The following is a 17,091-nucleotide window of genomic DNA, read 5'->3' on the forward strand; positions in this document are numbered from 1 at the left end:
ATAAACGGATGTCAACAACAACTATAGCTCCGCAGGCGCTGACCGCCAAGGATTTTGCAACGGACCAGGAAGTACGCTGGTGTCCGGGGTGCGGAGACTACTCCATATTAAAACAGGTACAAACCATAATGCCGGGGCTGAATATTCCCCGCGAAAATATAGTGATCATTTCCGGTATCGGTTGCTCTTCCCGCTTCCCGTATTATATGAACACCTACGGCATGCACTCCATTCACGGCCGTGCCACGGCAATAGCCTCCGGCTTAAAAGCCAGCCGTCCGGAGCTGAGCATATGGGTAGTAACCGGTGATGGCGATGGCCTGTCCATAGGTGGTAACCACACCATTCACCTGCTGCGCCGCAATTTTGACCTGAATATCATGTTGTTTAACAACCAGATATACGGGCTTACCAAAGGCCAGTACTCCCCTACTTCCGAGGAGAACAAGGTCACCAAGTCCACCCCCATGGGTAGTATAGACCATCCGTTCAATCCCCTGGCCCTGGCCCTGGGTGCGGATGCTACTTTTATAGCCCGCAGCATGGACCGTGATCCCAAACACCTGCAGGAAATGTTGAAACGCAGCCATGCCCATAAAGGCGCCTCCTTCCTGGAAATATACCAGAACTGTAACATCTTTAACGATGGCGCTTTTGAAATATTTACAGAAAAAGGCACCCGCCCCACAGAAACCGTGACGCTGGAACAAGGCCAGCCCCTGATCTTTGGTGCGCAGAAAGATAAAGGCATCCGCCTGGACGGTTTAAAACCGGTGGTAGTAACCCTGGGCGAGCAATACAGCGCCAGCGACCTGTGGATCCACGACGAACAGGACTTTTATAAGGCACAGCTTTTAACCCGTATCTTTGATGATCCCCGGATCGAAGGCCACCTGCCCCGCCCCTTTGGCGTGTTTTACCAAACCACCCGCCCTACTTATGAAGAAGGGATGGCCCGCCAGATAGAAGACGCTATTGCCAAAAGAGGCCCCGGCGACCTGGATAAGCTGCTGGCTGGTAATGAAACCTGGACAATCCGCTAGACCAAGCATATACGCAAAATAGAAAAGGTGCAAATGACTGATCATTTGCACCTTTTCATTTTATAATATCATTCAATTTATCTGCACATTTTCTAATGCGCGCCCAATGCTCCCACATCAAACAGCACCTTATACAACAGCACCACGCCAAACAGCACCATACTGGCGCCGGCAATTCTATTCAGCCATACTACGTTATTCATAGTAAGCTTATGACGGATCTTATTACTTACAAATACCTTAAAAATATCAGCAGACAATACAAACACCAAACACAGGGTGAACATGATCAGCCGGTGGCTTACTGCAGTAGCGCTGTTAGCCACGCATACGCCTAACCAGAAAATGATCACGCCGGGGTTCAGGGTATTCATCAGGAAACCCGCCAGCCAGATCTTCAGGTAATCATGCGTGCGGAACATTTCCGGTTTTTCCTCCCCGGTGCTGATCCTTATTTTTTTGAAGAACAGGCCGTACAGTCCCATGCCCACCAGCATAATACCGCCTACTACGCCAATAGTGCGCTTATAATCTTCCAGGCCTTCAATAAAAGCGGTACCCAGGTTGCCGATCAGCACAAACAATATATCGCTGAAGCTCACGCCCAGCACAAAGCTGATGCCTGCCTTAAAGCCGTTATTGATGCTGTACTTAATGATGGCAAATATTACCGGCCCCACCGATAATGATAGAAAAACGCCCAGTCCTAATCCTGCTACGATTGCTGCTATCATGTAATAAAAAAAGGGTAACTGAATCGCTAAAGTTACCCATCTTTTTTAAAATGTTAAATGGAGCCCAGAGTGAACGGGCCCCATTATAATAAGTTTACTTTCCGTTAGCTACTGCTTTTGTTTCCAAAAAACTTTGCCAGTCTTTTGCCTTTTCACCCTTCAGCACTCTTGGGAATTTGTTCATGGCTCCTTCCTTGCCCTTGCAACGCAGGTAATCAATGAACACCTCGTTCGGCAATATCTCTACAAAGATCTCTTTTAAGGCAGCAGTTCTTTCCACGGCGTAGTCATCATTTACTTCGCTCAGCGTTTGGTCAATGATCTCGCGCACCTTGCTGCTGTCTACATTCACATCATCCGTACCTATGTACCAGCGGTGGGCAAACAGGTTCTCGTATGGGAAGCCTGCAATGGTAAATTCCTTTACCGTAATGCCCAGCTTCTTTTGCACCATATCAATAGCCTTGTTCATGTTATCAATGCTCATATGCTCTCCGCATAGGCTCAGGAACTGTTTGGTACGCCCTACGATCACGATCTCATGTTCCTTTACAGAGGTGAACTTTACCACATCACCTATCAGGTAACGCCAGGCGCCGGCACAGGTGCTCAGCATTACGGCATACTCCACATCCTCCACCACTTCGTGTATCATGTAGGATTTGGGATTGGGTTTTACTTCCCCGTCTGCATCAAAGTTCTCCTCGTTAAACGGAATAAATTCAAAGAAAATGCCTGCATTCAGCACCAGCTTAATGCCTTTGGTACCGGGCCGGGCCTGGAAACCAAAGGAGCCTTCGGAAGCCATGTACGTTTCAATGAACGTAATGGGCTTGCCCAGCAGCTTCTGGAAACTATCGCGGTAAGGCTCAAAAGATACGCCCCCGTGTATGTAAATGGCCAGGTTAGGCCATATTTCATGAATATTTTTTACACCGTGGTACTTAATAATCTCCTCCAGCACAATCTGCACCCAGGCAGGTACGCCACATACGGTACCTACATCCCACTGCCGCGCTTTACGCACAATGAGCTTAATACGCTGCTCCCAGTTGGGCTTTTTGGAGATACGGCCGCCCGGCTTGTAAAAGCGGCGGAACCAGCGGGGAATGTTCTTGGCCTGTATACCGCTCATATCCCCCTCGTAATAATCGCCCTTTTCATACAGGGAGGTGGTGCCCCCCAGCATCAGGATGCCTTTTTCAAAGGAGCGGGGCGGTATATCAAAGTTAGCCATGGAGTATAGCTGCTTCACCCCTACTTTTTTCACGGTGCGCAGCATGTCGCGGGTAACTGGTATGTGCTTGCTGGCAGATTCGGAGGTACCGGAGCTGAGGGCAAAGTATTTCACCTTTTCCGGCCAGCTCACATTATCTTCCCCTTCCAGGGCCTTATACCACCACTCCGCATTCATTTTGTTGTAGTTATGCACCGGTATGCGGGCCCGGTACTGTGCCATAAAGCTCGGGCTATCCAAGATCTCCTGAAACTTATAATGGCGGCCAAACTGTGTATTCTTTGCCTTTTCCAGCAACCTATGCAGTACCTGAAGCTGGTATTGGCGGGGAGTCCCTAACTTAACTGTGAACTTTTTACGGATACGCAGTGACCTGGATATGAGATTACCGATGATGGCCATTAATTTTCCTTCACATTATTTGAAATGCAAAAATACGGTAATTAGTTATAAGTGGTGAGTAGGTGTAAATTCCTACCTTTGCGGCATGTTAAAAGCCACTTTACTCAAAGCTACAGAAGCCGGGGCAAAAATATTACAGGAATATTTCAACGGCACTTTTCAAATAGACAGCAAAAGTACGGCTAACGACCTGGTAACAGAGGCCGACAAAAAAGCAGAAAGCGCTATTTTCAGCGTCATCCGCGAAACTTACCCGGACCATTACATTCTAAGTGAGGAAGCCGGGGAGCTGAGCACCGCCTCCAATATTAAGTGGATCATAGACCCGCTGGATGGTACGGTGAACTTTGCGCACGGCATTCCCCTGTGCTGCGTATCCATAGGTATAGAGCAGGATGGGAAAATGATCATGGGCGCGGTGTACAACCCCTTCATGAACGAATTTTACTTTGCAGAAAAAGGACAGGGCGCTACCCTGAACAATAAGCCCATACAGGTATCAGCCAAAACCGATCTGGCCAAAGCCTGCCTGGTAACCGGTTTCCCCTATACCTGGGAAGAAGAGGATAATGATCCCGTAACCGTATTTGGCCGCTTCATTAAACAAGGGCTGCCCTTACGCCGCCTGGGTTCTGCTGCTATAGACCTTTGCTGGGTAGCCGCCGGCCGCTTTGACGGGTTTTATGAGCATAAGCTGAATGCCTGGGACTCCGCTGCCGGGTTTGTTATTGTGGAAGAAGCAGGCGGTAAGGTAACGGACTTTAAGGGAAACTATTTCTCCCCCCACCAGAAGAAGATCATTGCCAGTAATGGTAAAATACATGAGCAGCTACTGCAAGCAGTAAACGCCAAATAGTAACAGATAAATTTATGAGTGACGAACGCACAGAGATCAGCTCCCTGGGGGAGTTTGGCCTGATAGAATTTTTAACCCGTAACATAGAGATCCAGCAGGCCAGCACCGTATTAGGTGTAGGCGATGATGCCGCCGTGATCGATCACTTTGGCAAACAAACCGTTATCAGCACTGATATGCTGGTAGAAGGCATTCACTTTGACCTGGCTTATACCCCCCTGAAACACCTTGGTTATAAATCTGTGGTGGTGAACCTGTCAGACATTTATGCCATGAACGCCACCCCTACCCATATTACAGTAAGCATTGCATTCAGCAACCGCTTTTCAGTAGAGGCTTTAAACGAGTTCTATGACGGCGTATATGCCGCCTGTGAAAAATATGGCGTAGACCTCATAGGCGGGGATACCTCCTCCTCCCAGAAAGGTTTTGTGATCAGCGTAACCGCGCTGGGCGAAGTAACACCCGACCAGTTCGTAAAACGCTCTACCGCCCAAAAAGGCGATCTGCTCTGCGTTTCCGGCGACCTGGGCGCCGCTTACCTGGGCCTTACCCTGCTGGAACGTGAAAAAAAGATCTACCAGGAAAACCCGCAGCTGCAGCCGGACCTGGAAGACCAAACCTACATTATAGGCCGGCAGCTGAAACCGGAAGCCCGTAAGGATATTGTGGAATACCTGGAAGAGCAGGGCGTAAAACCCACTGCCATGATGGATATCAGCGATGGCCTTAGTTCTGAGACCCTGCATATTTGCAAGCAAAGTAACCTGGGTTGTGTGCTGTATGAAGAAAAGATCCCCATTGAGGATCAAACCAAACAGCAGGCCCTCAAATTTGGCTTAGACCCTACTGCCTGCGCATTAAGCGGCGGGGAAGACTATGAGCTGCTGTTCACCATTAAACAGGAGGACTATGATAAGCTGGTGCTGTCAGAACAGATCAGCGTTATCGGCTACATGACGGATATTAGCGAAGGCGCGCATATTATTACCAAAGGCGGTAATAAGTATAAGCTGGTAGCCCAGGGCTGGAACGCGTTTGAGCAGTAATTACAAATCGGTATAAATATATTGGCCGCAGCTACCAAAACAGTTGCGGCTTTTTTTATTTGTTGATCTTATCACTCACTATTACCTCCACGGCCTCGCTATTATGCGTGGGCGGTAATATGCCGGCAAATACGCAGAACTTCAGCTGGTAGGTGCCCGGCTGCTCCGGCATAATTACTTCCATACGGATAATACGGCGTTCAATAGCTTTGAACAGATCTATGGAGCTTTTCACTGCCGGCAGCCCATCCCTTTTGTGCACAAAAGCGTACCCCAGCAGGGCTTCATGGGCTGTATCCTGCGGAATGGGACGCCCGTAATCGTTACGTACCTTCAGTATGAAGGCCATATGCTCACCAGGCCGGGCCTGCACCTTTTTCATAGCCGGTATCAGGCGGCTCAGGGAGTAAGAATAGTATTGCGGTATGTTGTAGTAGTCCCAGGTGCCTTTTACCGTTTTTATACTATCAGTAATGGGCAGCTCTGTTCCCCGCTGAAAAGCCAGCATTACGGGTTTGCCCCACAGCTGTGTTTCCGTATCCCAGAAATTATACTGGCTGCGCCGTGCATAACGGCTGTTCAGGCTATAGGATAAGGTACCCGGCGCATAGAACATGTACTTGGAAGGCAGCTGGTAGCTGTTCATGAACACCACCGGCTTATCACCTGCTTTGGCCTGCAGGGCAGCGGCCCACTCCCGGTTATGATGAATTTCCGGCCGTATCTCCACACCCGGTAAAAAGTCCCAGGCCATATACACACGCACCACCAGTACAATAGCCAGGGTAGCATAGGCCAGGTACCGCAGCAGCTTCCAGGAGCCTCTGCGGCGGATAATAGCCTGGTGGGCCAGTATCACCGCCGGTACAAATACCATCACCGTCCAGTTGGCCTCTACGCGGCCTTTGTAAGTGCTGAGCAGGAAAAAGGCCAGCACTCCGATCAGGGTTACCTTTAATGTACGTTCAAAGCTGCTTTGTATGGGGCAAATGAAGGCATAGTACAATAGCAGCCAGCCTGCAAGTGGACCAAATAATAATAGCTGCCCTAACAAATAGTCCAGGGTATAGCTAATATCATAGCTGGGAGCATTACGCTCTACCAGGTGGTATTGCAGGGTAGGGAACCCATGCGCCACCTGCCAGTAAATATGCGGCAGGAATAAGGCGGTGGTAATGATCACCGCTACATAGAACTTAAATACCCGCAGCAGGTTAGGGTTAGATACTACGGTAAAGAACACCAGCAGTATGCCATGGTATTTACTGTAAAACAGCAGGGCCATGCTAATGCCCAGCAGCAGCGTATTACGCCAGCTTTGCTGTTCTGTGAACAAGCGGTATATCCAGAAGTATAAAGCGGCAAAGAAGATCAGCGGTACATCCGGCACGGCCAGCATGCCCCCTATTTGCATAGCTCCCATAGCGCACAGCACCATGTAAAAGAGGCGGTTATGTTTTTGGGGTATCAGGCGCCAGGTGATCCAAAGGGTACAAACATTCAGCACTACCATTAGCAGGCGCACGCCAAACTCATTGTGGAACAGGGCATAACCCATTTTTATGAGCAGGGCTATCATGGGCGGATGATCGAAATAACCCCAGTCCAGGTGGCGGGAGTATACCCAGTAATAGGCCTCATCATCCATTAGTTCCGTTACGCCAGCCTGCACCAATGCCAGCACCAGCCAGCCCAGTAAAAAACTATTCCTGTAATGATCTTTGGTGAAAAAACGCGTTAGTGCCGACATATCTTCCTTGAACAGATTAAGAAATTGTTAAGCGCGAAGATACTAAAACGGAGCAGCATACCATCTTCCCTCATTCCGTAATGGTCTGTACCACCTGCAGCTGTTCGTTAAAAGCCACCATGGCAGCCCGGTAACCGGCGCTGATGCGGCCCAGCTCATTTTCCATCCCGGCCAGGGCGGCAGGGTAAGCAGAGGCCATGCGCAATGCCTCGTCCAGGGGAATGCCTACCTTTTCCACGCAGTTCTTTACAGCTTGCATCATGGTCAGGCAGGAACCGGCCAGGGTACCCTGGGCATTCACATAACGGTCTTTATCAAAAATGTAAATGTAGTCGCCGCTGCGGGCTTCCGCCACTGCATCCGTGATCAGGAACAACCGCTGCCCCATGATCTTTTTACTGATGCGGATAGCAGAGAAATCAACATGGATCCCGTCTGCCACTACGCTGGCGCATATACGATCATGATCATAAATAGCGCCTACCATGCCCGGAGCCCGGCTTTGCAGGGCCGACATGGCATTGAACAGGTGTGTGGAGGTTGGAATACCCCGCTCAAAAGCGGCATATGCCTGCTCATACGTCGCATTACTATGCCCGGCAGATACCAGTATGCCGGCATCCTGTAACTGTTTTACCAGCTGCGGATCACAGCACTCCGGTGCTAGGGTCATCATTTTAATAACATCCCGCCCATGTTCCAGTAACCAGTTTATATCCTGTTGTGTTGGGGAAGTAATATATTGTTCCAGGTGGGCGCCCTTTTTTGCCGGGTTCATAAAAGGCCCTTCCAGGTGCAGGCCCAGCACACCTTTGCCGCCCTGTTGCCAGTAATCTTTCACCGCCTGCATAGAGCGTAACATTATCTCCCGTGAGCTGGTAGGTATGGTAGGCATAAAATAAGCAGCACCACCGCTCACACAATATTCATAGGTGCCTTTCAGCGATGCTGCATCCGTACTAAAGGGAAACAGGTGCCCGTTACCTCCATAGATCTGCAGGTCTATTAATGCCGGCGCCAGGGTAGCCCCGCCCAGGTCTATTTCCTGAGTGCCGGAAGGCACTTCCGTAACAGGCAGCAGGCCCACAATACGCCCGTTATCGGTTAATACTGCGTGGTTGTCCAGAAAACGGTCGCCGGTGAAAATGCGTGCATTGGTGTAAGTAACTGACATGCTGGCAAAGTTAAATTTCGTATAGCTCTAAGGGTAGTCCGTCAGGGTCGGTAAAAAAAGTAAAGCGCTTACCCGTGTGAGGGTCCACTCGTATGGGTTCCGGTGTTACGCCACTGGCCTGCAGCTGCGCTACGGCCGTATCCACATCCTGCACGGTAAAGGCCAGGTGCCGCAAACCCTGCGCTTCCGGCCTGCTGGGCCGGGGTGGCGGCTCGGGGAAAGAGAACAGCTCTATTACATACTGCGTACCCAAAGCCAGGTCCAGCTTCCAGGACCGGCGTTCCTCCCGGTATACTTCCCGCACTATCTGCATACCCAATACCTGTGTGTAAAAGGTTTTACTACGTTCGTAATCAGAACAGATAATGGCAATGTGATGAATACCGGAAAGCAAAGACATGGAATGTAATTAGGAGGTTTGTAAACCCGGGAAAGGCCACGGGCTCAGTATGACTACAATACCTGGAACCTGTCCGCATCCTTCAGGAAAGGCAGGTTTTTCCGTACCGCCTCCAGGCGTACGCGTTCCAGCGTGTAAGTGAATATATCTTCATCATGCGCTTTCTGGTAAATGATCTCGCCCATGGGATCAATAATGCTGCTATCGCCGCTGTGGTAAATGTTGTTACCATCATCCCCTACACGGTTCACACCAATTACAAAAGCCTGGTTCTCTATGGCGCGGGCCTGCAGCAAGGTTTTCCAGGGGGTATTGCGCCGCTCCGGCCAGTTAGCCACGTTGATCAGCACATCGTAGGCCGGGGCCCCGGTTTCTGCAACAATTGCGTTACGTGCCCATACCGGGAAGCGCAGATCATAACAAACAGAAAGGTTTATTTTCCAGCCCTTTACCTGTGCTATCAGGCGTTTGTCGCCAGGCAGGTAATGCTCATGCTCGCCGGCATACCCGAAGAGGTGGCGTTTATCATAAATGCCATATACGCCGTTGGGCTGCATCCATACCAGGCGGTTCACATAACGGTCGCCATCCTGTATAATGAGGCTGCCGGTGATGATCACATTTTTTTCCGCCGCTTTTTTCTTCATCCACTGTACAGCGCTGCCATCCATCGTTTCCGCCAGCCTGGCGGATTCCATGCTAAAACCGGTGCTGAACATTTCCGGCAGCACAATCACTTCTGTACGTTCAGGGATCGCATTGATCTTTTCATCGAACATACGCAGGTTCTCTGCTATATTCTCCCAATGCAGCTGCGACTGTATAAGTGTTACTTTCAGATCTGACATAATGCTTATAGTTACGAATGGTCAATTCGTAGTTAACAAATGTACGCTCTACGGGCTTAAAAACTTTTAAATTTTATGGCTTGTCATTTACAATTTGTTCAAGCGCGGCCTGAGCCAGCTCCGGCTCAAAGCCCTTTTGTACCAGGTATTGAATGGTTTTCAGCTTTTGTTTCAGGGGATGCTCCCCTTCCAGGGAAGCGTATTTTTTGGCGGCCTGCCGTTCCAGCGTATCCCGGTAATCATCCGCATCTATTTCCTGCAGGCCTTTTTTAATGCAGTAGGGCGATACCTGCCTTTGCTGCAGCTCCATGGTTATTTTACGGCGGCCCCATTGTTTGGTGCGGAACTTGCCGCCGGCAAAGGCTTTGGCAAAACGTTCCTCATTCAGGAAATTATCAGCGATCAGCTCCGCAATGGCCTGGTCTATTTCTTCGCCCCGCAGGCCCAGCTCCCGGCATTTATGATGTACCTCGCTATGGCAGCGCTCCTGGTAGGCGCAGTAGTGGCGAAGCTTTTGTAAAGCAGCATTGTTCATTCTAAAGCTTTTAGCTGTTAGCTATTAGCCATTAGCGGGCTAAAAGCTAACAGCTAAAGGCTAACAGCTAATTATTTATTTCTTCACGATCATTAACCGTGCGTAGTTCAGCATGATCTTTTTTTCGCCGCCTCCTTTGGGAAATACCACTGTGGCAATACGGTTATTGGGGGCGCCTTCCATACTCAGAATGGTTCCAAAGCCAAACTTCTGATGTTCTACCTCCATACCTGCTTCCATAGTAGCCGGATCATCGGGCGCAAAACCCGGTGAAGGTACATGGTTACCAACCGGTGCAGCGGGCTTGGGCGCCGGGCGTGCAGAGGATGATGAAGCGGAAGAACCGGCTGCAGGACCTGTAGGCGCTTTCTTTTGCATGCGGTCAAACATATTATTGCCGCCATTGTTCCACAAACCACCACCGCCGCCACCGCCAAAACCACGTATGGCATTGCCGCCTGCATAACTACGGTCTATGAACTGCTCCGGCATTTCTTCCAGGAAACGGCTGGGCTCATTATTCACCAAACTGCCAAAACGATAACGGCTGCTGGCGTAGGTAAGCCACAGCCGGGCTTTGGCACGGGTAATAACTACGTAGAACAAACGGCGTTCCTCTTCCAGCTCTTCGCGGGTATTAATGGAAAGGGTACTCGGAAACAGGTTCTCCTCCAGCCCTACAGAAAACACCACCGGAAACTCCAGCCCCTTGGCAGCGTGAATGGTCATGAGCTTTACCACATCGCTGTTCTCATCATTGCCCTGGTCTGCATCCGTGAGCAGTGTGATCTGCTGCAGGTAAGAACCCAGGCTTTTATCCAGCAGCTCCCCATCTTCCGTAGGCGTTTCTGTAAACTCTTTTATGGAGTTCAGCAGCTCCTGTATGTTCTCATACCGGGCCAGGCCTTCCGTAGTTTTATCGTTAAACAGCTCTTTTACAATGTTGGTGCTTTTGCCCACCTGTACGGCCACATCGTAGGCATTATGTTTTTCCAGGATGGCCTGGAAACTTTTGATCATCGTTACAAACCCTTCCACCGCTTCCAGTGTACCGCCTTTAAAGCCAAACTCACGGCCACGTTCCAGCACTTCCCAGAAAGTAATGTTCTGCTCATTGCTGATGACCACTGCTTTTTCTATAGTGGTTTTACCAATGCCCCTTACCGGGTAATTGATAATACGTTTCAGGCTCTCTTCATCGCGGGTATTAATGGTTATACGCAGGTAAGCCAGGAAATCCTTTATTTCTTTCCGCTGGTAAAAGGAAATGCCGCCGTAAATGCGGTAGGGAATGGCTTTGCGGCGCAGGCTTTCCTCAAAAGAGCGGCTTTGCGCATTGGTGCGGTACAGGATGGCAAAGTCGCGGTTATCATAGTGGTTACGCAGCTTTTGTTCTGCAATCGTATCTGCTACATACTTGCCTTCCTCATTATCCGTCATGGTGCGCACCAGCTTAATTTTTTCGCCCTCCATGTTGTTGGTCCACAGGGCTTTTTCTATCTGGCCTTTGTTATGCGCAATTACTTCGTTGGCTACGTTCAGGATGGATTTGGTACTGCGGTAGTTCTGTTCCAGCTTTACCACGTGCACATCATCATAATCCTTTTCAAACTGCAGAATGTTCTCAATGGTGGCGCCACGGAAAGAGTAAATGCTCTGTGCATCATCCCCCACCACGCAAATATTTTCATGCACAGATCCTAACAGCTTTATGATCTCGTACTGCGCCGGGTTGGTATCCTGGTACTCATCGATCATAATGTATTTGAACTTATGCTGGTATTTGTGCAGGGTTTCCGGGAACTGCTTCAGCAGAATGTACATTTTAAACAACAGGTCGTCAAAGTCCATAGCGCCGTTCTTAAAACAGCGTTTGGCATACATGTCATAGATCTTGCCTATCATGGGGCGGTTGGCCCGCATATCCTCCTGCTGTACGAAATTATCGTGCTGGTATTCCTCCGGGCCCATCAGGCTGTTCTTGGCCGCGGAAATACGGTTGTATACAAAGTTAGGCTTATAGTGTTTATCGTCCAGGTTCTGCTCATTAATAATAGTTTTGAGCACGCTCTTGGCATCGTCCGTATCGTAAATGGTAAAATCATTGGGATAACCCAGGCGGTGCGCTTCTGCGCGTAATAACCTGGCAAATACGGAGTGAAAGGTGCCGATGTAGAGGTTACGGGCTTCATTGCCGCCCAATATTTTTTCTACACGCTCTTTCATTTCACGGGCAGACTTGTTGGTACAGGTGAGCGATAGTATCTTAAGGGCATCTACCCCATGCCGCATCAGGTGGGCAATACGGGTAGTAAGCACTTTGGTTTTACCGGAGCCGGCGCCCGCTATTATCATCAGCGGCCCGTTAATATGCATTACGGCCTCTTGCTGCCGTTCATTCAGTTCGTCTAGGTAGTTTGGCTTCATCAGGGTGTAAAAATAACCAAATTCCCTATGCCAAATGATAGTTGTTAGTAGTTAGTGGATAGTGGGAGCCGGAGCGGCTTCAGTAGCGTGCAATGCGCGATTTCAGCATTTTCCTTGCAAAGTGGATGCGGCTTTTCACCGTACCCAGGGGCTCATTCAGGATCATTGCAATTTCATAATATTTATATCCCTCAAAATACAGCAGAAAGGGTTGCTTGAAAATAACAGGGAGGTTGTAAATGGCCATATGCACATCCTTTACGCGTAAACCATTTTCCGCATAGTTGCCAATGGAGGGCTGCTGCTGGTGCAAAAGAAAATCGCCCATCGCATTATCCAGCAAGCGGTACTGCCGGTTGCCACGGCGGTAATTATTAATGAAAATGTTGCGCATAATGGTATACAGCCAGGCCCGTATGTTGGTGCCGGCCAGGTATTTTTCCCGGTTAGCCAGTGCGCGGAATAAGGTTTCCTGGTAAAGATCTTTGGCTGATTCCGAATCCTTGGTAAGGGTAATTGCGTAGGGCCTGAGGAAATCAGCATTTCCCATTAACAAAGTGTTGAATTCGGTGGAACACATATGACGTTACTTTTAGGATTATACAATATGACATTGTCCTGCTGTTAAAGCCATTTATCCATTCCTTACGGTATGGGGGGTACGTAGCTCAGGAGATTTTTTTCATAACGGTAATACCTTTTTGTTTACCTGACAAAGCGGGGGGCACAATAACTTGCATTCTACATTAAACTCTGATGACCGCTCAATGATTATTTCTTACAGATTAGCAACAGAACAAATACCAGGTTCTTCAATTTGATTCCGAGGGTTTCCTATTGTCTTGGTTGATTGCTGGTATTCTATTCCAACATGATCCGTTGCGTTAACATTAAATAAATAAAAAATATTTTACTTGTTTAATGCTTATACAACCATATCTAAGTTATTGAAAAAAAAGAGGATAACCTATTTTTTTTGTGGCTATACGAAATGGGCAAATGTGCAGATATGCAGATATGCAAATGTGCAGATTTGGGTAATATAACTAATAACAAAAATGTGCAAATGGAAATGGCGGAGATGTACCGCATATTTCATTTGCACATTTGCATATCTGCACACCTGCACATTATTTTTCATGCCGGTCCACCGGCAGCCTTTCCTCACGGTTGGCTATTTCCCAGGCCGTATAAAACACAAGCTGGGCGCGGCGGGAGAGCAAAGGGAAATCTATTTTATCCACCGTATCGGTTGGCCGGTGATAGTCTTCATGTGTGCCGTTAAAGTAAAAGATAATAGGAATGTTATGCAGCGCAAACATGTAATGATCGGAACGGTAATAGAAGCGGTTAGGATCATCAGGATCATTATACTTATAATCCAGGTGGAATTTGGTAAAGGTATTATTAGCCGCTTCATTAATGGGCCGCAGGGCAGAGCTCAGCTTATTATCCCCGATCACATATACATAGTTCGTATCTTTTTCATGCATGGGATCAATGCGGCCTATCATGTCTATATTCAGATCCGCCACGGTTTGTTCCAGCGGGTAAATAGGATTATCTGTATAAAACTTAGAGCCTAACAAACCTTTCTCCTCGCCGGATACCGTCATAAACACCAGGCTGCGGCGGGGTTTATAACCGGCTTTCACCGCACGGCCAAAAGCAGCGGCTATTTCCATTACGGCCGATGTGCCGGAGCCATCATCATCTGCACCATAGAATAACTCTTCCCCACGCTTGCCTAAGTGATCATAATGGGCAGTTACAAATACCAGCTCGTTCTTTTTATCTGTACCTTCCAGGTAACCTATTACATTACTGGAGCGCAGCTCCTTCACATCTTTTTTAAACTGCAGCTGTACCGATTTTCTTATAACACGCGGTTTCAGCTTATCTGCTGCTGCAGGATCCAGCAGGGCCGCTGCATCCTTTATACCTAACAGGGCTGCTGCCATTTCAGGAGATATATAATATACATTGGTGACAGCTGTTGGTGTTTGTTTGGGATTGCGCATGTAAGTAGGCGTTTTATACAAACCGTTACCGCTTACTTTTTCCATACGGCTGGCTCCTTCATTTACTACCAGCACTGCTGCCGGCTTACGTTCCACCACTTCTATAATTTTTTTGTTCACACCTCCCCAGGCAGAGGGGCGGCGGGTGCCGGTAAGCAGGAAGGTAGTATCATCCTTATGCGGTTCCCCGGGCAGCAGCAATACCACCTGGCCGCTTACATCGAGGTTGTTGTAATCATTATATTCACCGGAGTTAATGCCATACCCCGCAAATACTATCCTGGAAGTTTTCACCTGCTGGTTCTGGCAGGCATACAGGCTGCTGTAATAATCTTTGCCAAAGATATAGCTGTGCCCATCCACCACTATTTTGCTGCTGGTAAGCGTATCCTGGTACAAATAAAAATATTGCTCCCACTTACCTTTAGCGCCTGGCTGCAACCCTGCTTTGTCAAATTGGGATATGATATAGTTAGCGGCTTTCTGCTGCCCTTCTGTAGCGGTTTCCCGGCCCTGCATGCCGGCGCCGGCCACTATCTGCAATTGCTCTTTTACAGCATGGGGGGTAATGCCTTCTCCAAAACGTGCGGCCACTGCCGGCTGGCCGACCGGTGTAGCAATTTTTTCATCCTGCTGGGCCCATACGTTTATGCACAAGGACAAGCCAACAGCAAGGAGTACAGATCGTTTCATAGTATCAGATTATTTGGAAGGATAATCAAGTTGCCGGTTATAAAAAATAAAAGCCGGGAGCAAGTTTTGCATACTCATCCCGGCTTAATAATTTGCTTTGTTATACGATGGCTGTATTACAGTGTATCTTCTTCTTACAAACAGGCTATCTTTCTCACCCTGTTCTCATGGCGCCCGCCTTCAAACGGTGTATTGATAAATACATTGATCATTTGCCTGGCTACATCCGTATCTACAAACCTGGCAGGAATGCAGATGATGTTAGCCTCATTATGCCCACGTGCCAGCCTGGCCAGCTCCTCGCCCCAGCAAATGGCAGCGCGTACGCCCTGGTGTTTATTAGCGGTAATGGCCACTCCGTTTGCGCTGCCGCATACCAGTACGCCAAAGGCTACTTCCTCTCTTTCTACTGCAGTAGCTACCGGGTGCGCATAGTCCGGATAATCGGCTGAATCTTTTGAATGTGCGCCAAAATCTTTCACCTGCAGACCCAGGCCTTCCAGGTAAGAAATAATTTCTTCTTTATACTCAAACCCGGCATGGTCGGAACCTACAGCTACCGGTAATGACATGTTAAATAATGGTGGATGTTGCATATCAGTTTTCACATTTACGATTTCAGATCTGCGATCCTGTCTGAAACCTGTTAAGACCACTCTTCATCTACTACCGGTCGGCGATCGCTGTCATCCATATCTTTCAGCGCCTTCTTGGATATAAAGATACTGATTTCATACAGTAAATACAGCGGCGTAAATACAATCAGCTGATCCACCACATCGGGCGGTGTAATAACCGCTGCCAGCACCAGTATCACCACAATAGCGTGGCGGCGGTAAGAGCGCATGAAATCCGGCGTTAACAGGCCTATTTTGGTGAGGAAGAATACCAGTATCGGCAGCTCAAACAACACACCCATACCCAGTATGATCTGCGTCATTAAAGAGAAATAATCATCCAGGAAGAACTGGTTCACCGCTTTATCTGTTACCGTGTAACCGGCCAGGAAGTTAATGGTAAAAGGCGCCATCAGGAAATAGCTGAATGCCACGCCTAAAAAGAACTGGAACGATACCCAGAAAATAATGCCCCGGGCGCCTTTCAGCTCTCTGTCCTTTAGCGCGGGTTTAATAAACCGCCAGAACTCCCAGAAGATATAAGGGAAGGCCAGCACCAGGCCCAGTATAAAGGCCAGCTTAAACTGCAGCATGATCTGCCCGGCCATCTTAAAGTTCTGGAACTGCACCTTTACAGGCGTGATACACAACTTATCGCCCATGCCCACCCAATGACTCACCTTACACATGAGTATATAAGAAGGGAAGTTGGCATTGGTAGGCCCAAAGATCACATTGTCCAGTATCTCTTTAGTATATACGAAACCAAAAATGCTGAACACCGAAATGGCTAATACTGACCGGATAATGTGCCAGCGCAGGTCTTCCAGGTGGTCGAAAAAAGACATTTCTGCCTTGTCACTATTATTCGCGAAAATCTTCTTGAACATCGTATTAAAGTAGATCGGTGTAGAATGAAATCAAAATCACAAATATATAGAAAGGCTCCAAGCAATAAGTAAAAATGTAGATGAAGGCTTTATTTAAGACTTTAAGTGGAGGTAGTAGTGGTATAGGTGAACTACACAAGGGGAGATGAGGTAGGTACAAAAAAAGAGCCAGCCCGAGAAGAATCAAGAGCCGGCCTTTCATCCATTGTTTGTTAACCCCAAAAAAGTTGAATTCGAGAATGTCTTCTGCTTCCAGATCTGCTGCTTATTCGATTGATGGCAAGCTTTCAAAATAAGTTTTATCTCTGGTTGCGTCTAAATTTCTATCACAAAAATAGAAAGAATTATTTTATTATCAACGTTGTAACAATATTTTTTACAACCCTTTAACAAAAATCAAATAATAGTGTTACAT

15 protein-coding genes are annotated in these 17,091 nt (G+C 48.2%); 3 read left to right on the top strand and 12 right to left on the bottom strand.

Translation table 11 applies throughout. The annotated features are described in order from the left end of the window. Positions 1-8: 8 nt before the first annotated feature. The gene (locus tag KVT36_RS06825) at positions 9-1,043 is read left to right on the top strand and encodes a 2-oxoacid:ferredoxin oxidoreductase subunit beta (RefSeq protein ID WP_217602749.1); all 1,035 of its coding nucleotides are present in this window, start codon (positions 9-11) and stop codon (positions 1,041-1,043) included. A gap of 92 nt (positions 1,044-1,135) precedes the next feature. Here KVT36_RS06825 and KVT36_RS06830 read toward each other — a convergent pair whose 3' ends face one another. After that, the gene (locus KVT36_RS06830; RefSeq protein WP_217602750.1) at positions 1,136-1,777 is read right to left on the bottom strand and encodes a LysE family translocator; all 642 of its coding nucleotides are present in this window, start codon (positions 1,775-1,777) and stop codon (positions 1,136-1,138) included. 94 nt (positions 1,778-1,871) lie between these two features. Beyond that, positions 1,872-3,416, bottom strand: coding sequence for a GH3 auxin-responsive promoter family protein (locus KVT36_RS06835; protein ID WP_217602751.1), 1,545 nt, complete (start codon positions 3,414-3,416; stop codon positions 1,872-1,874). 85 nt (positions 3,417-3,501) lie between these two features. On the opposite strand from KVT36_RS06835, the gene KVT36_RS06840 reads away from it, so the two are divergent. Beyond that, entirely contained in the window at positions 3,502-4,272 is a 771-nt protein-coding gene (locus KVT36_RS06840; RefSeq protein WP_217602752.1) for an inositol monophosphatase family protein, read from the top strand. Between the two features lie 14 nt (positions 4,273-4,286). Beyond that, positions 4,287-5,321, top strand: a complete 1,035-nt coding sequence (thiL, locus tag KVT36_RS06845; RefSeq protein WP_217602753.1) for a thiamine-phosphate kinase — start codon at positions 4,287-4,289, stop codon at positions 5,319-5,321. Positions 5,322-5,376: 55 nt separating this feature from the next. On the opposite strand, the gene KVT36_RS06850 is transcribed toward thiL, so the two are convergent. The 10 genes from KVT36_RS06850 to tatC all read right to left on the bottom strand — a co-directional run bounded on the left by KVT36_RS06850 (position 5,377) and on the right by tatC (position 16,634). Continuing rightward, positions 5,377-7,071, bottom strand: coding sequence for a glycosyltransferase family 39 protein (locus tag KVT36_RS06850; RefSeq protein WP_217602754.1), 1,695 nt, complete (start codon positions 7,069-7,071; stop codon positions 5,377-5,379). 70 nt (positions 7,072-7,141) lie between these two features. Continuing rightward, complete coding sequence (nagA, locus tag KVT36_RS06855; protein WP_217602755.1) at positions 7,142-8,245, bottom strand: N-acetylglucosamine-6-phosphate deacetylase; 1,104 nt, start codon at positions 8,243-8,245, stop codon at positions 7,142-7,144. A gap of 10 nt (positions 8,246-8,255) precedes the next feature. After that, a complete protein-coding gene (locus KVT36_RS06860) occupies positions 8,256-8,645 on the bottom strand; it encodes a VOC family protein (RefSeq protein ID WP_217602756.1) in 390 nt (129 codons plus the stop codon). A 53-nt stretch (positions 8,646-8,698) separates the two neighbouring features. Continuing rightward, the gene (locus tag KVT36_RS06865) at positions 8,699-9,493 is read right to left on the bottom strand and encodes an amidohydrolase (RefSeq protein ID WP_217602757.1); all 795 of its coding nucleotides are present in this window, start codon (positions 9,491-9,493) and stop codon (positions 8,699-8,701) included. A gap of 73 nt (positions 9,494-9,566) precedes the next feature. Further along, on the bottom strand, positions 9,567-10,028 hold the full coding sequence (locus KVT36_RS06870) for a regulatory protein RecX (RefSeq protein ID WP_217602758.1): 462 nt from the start codon (positions 10,026-10,028) through the stop codon (positions 9,567-9,569). A gap of 75 nt (positions 10,029-10,103) precedes the next feature. Further along, on the bottom strand, positions 10,104-12,455 hold the full coding sequence (locus KVT36_RS06875) for an ATP-dependent helicase (protein WP_217602759.1): 2,352 nt from the start codon (positions 12,453-12,455) through the stop codon (positions 10,104-10,106). 79 nt (positions 12,456-12,534) lie between these two features. After that, positions 12,535-13,035: an RNA polymerase sigma factor gene (locus KVT36_RS06880; protein ID WP_089907435.1), complete on the bottom strand. Its 501-nt coding sequence runs from the start codon at positions 13,033-13,035 to the stop codon at positions 12,535-12,537. Positions 13,036-13,585: 550 nt separating this feature from the next. Continuing rightward, positions 13,586-15,169, bottom strand: coding sequence for a M28 family peptidase (locus KVT36_RS06885; protein ID WP_217602760.1), 1,584 nt, complete (start codon positions 15,167-15,169; stop codon positions 13,586-13,588). 134 nt (positions 15,170-15,303) lie between these two features. Next, a complete protein-coding gene (gene rpiB / locus KVT36_RS06890) occupies positions 15,304-15,765 on the bottom strand; it encodes a ribose 5-phosphate isomerase B (RefSeq protein WP_217602761.1) in 462 nt (153 codons plus the stop codon). 50 nt (positions 15,766-15,815) lie between these two features. Next, entirely contained in the window at positions 15,816-16,634 is an 819-nt protein-coding gene (gene tatC, locus KVT36_RS06895) for a twin-arginine translocase subunit TatC (RefSeq protein WP_254639877.1), read from the bottom strand. Positions 16,635-17,091 lie beyond the last annotated feature (457 nt).

The organism is Chitinophaga sp. GbtcB8 (assembly GCF_019091455.1).
Taxonomy (GTDB): Bacteria; Bacteroidota; Bacteroidia; order Chitinophagales; family Chitinophagaceae; genus Chitinophaga.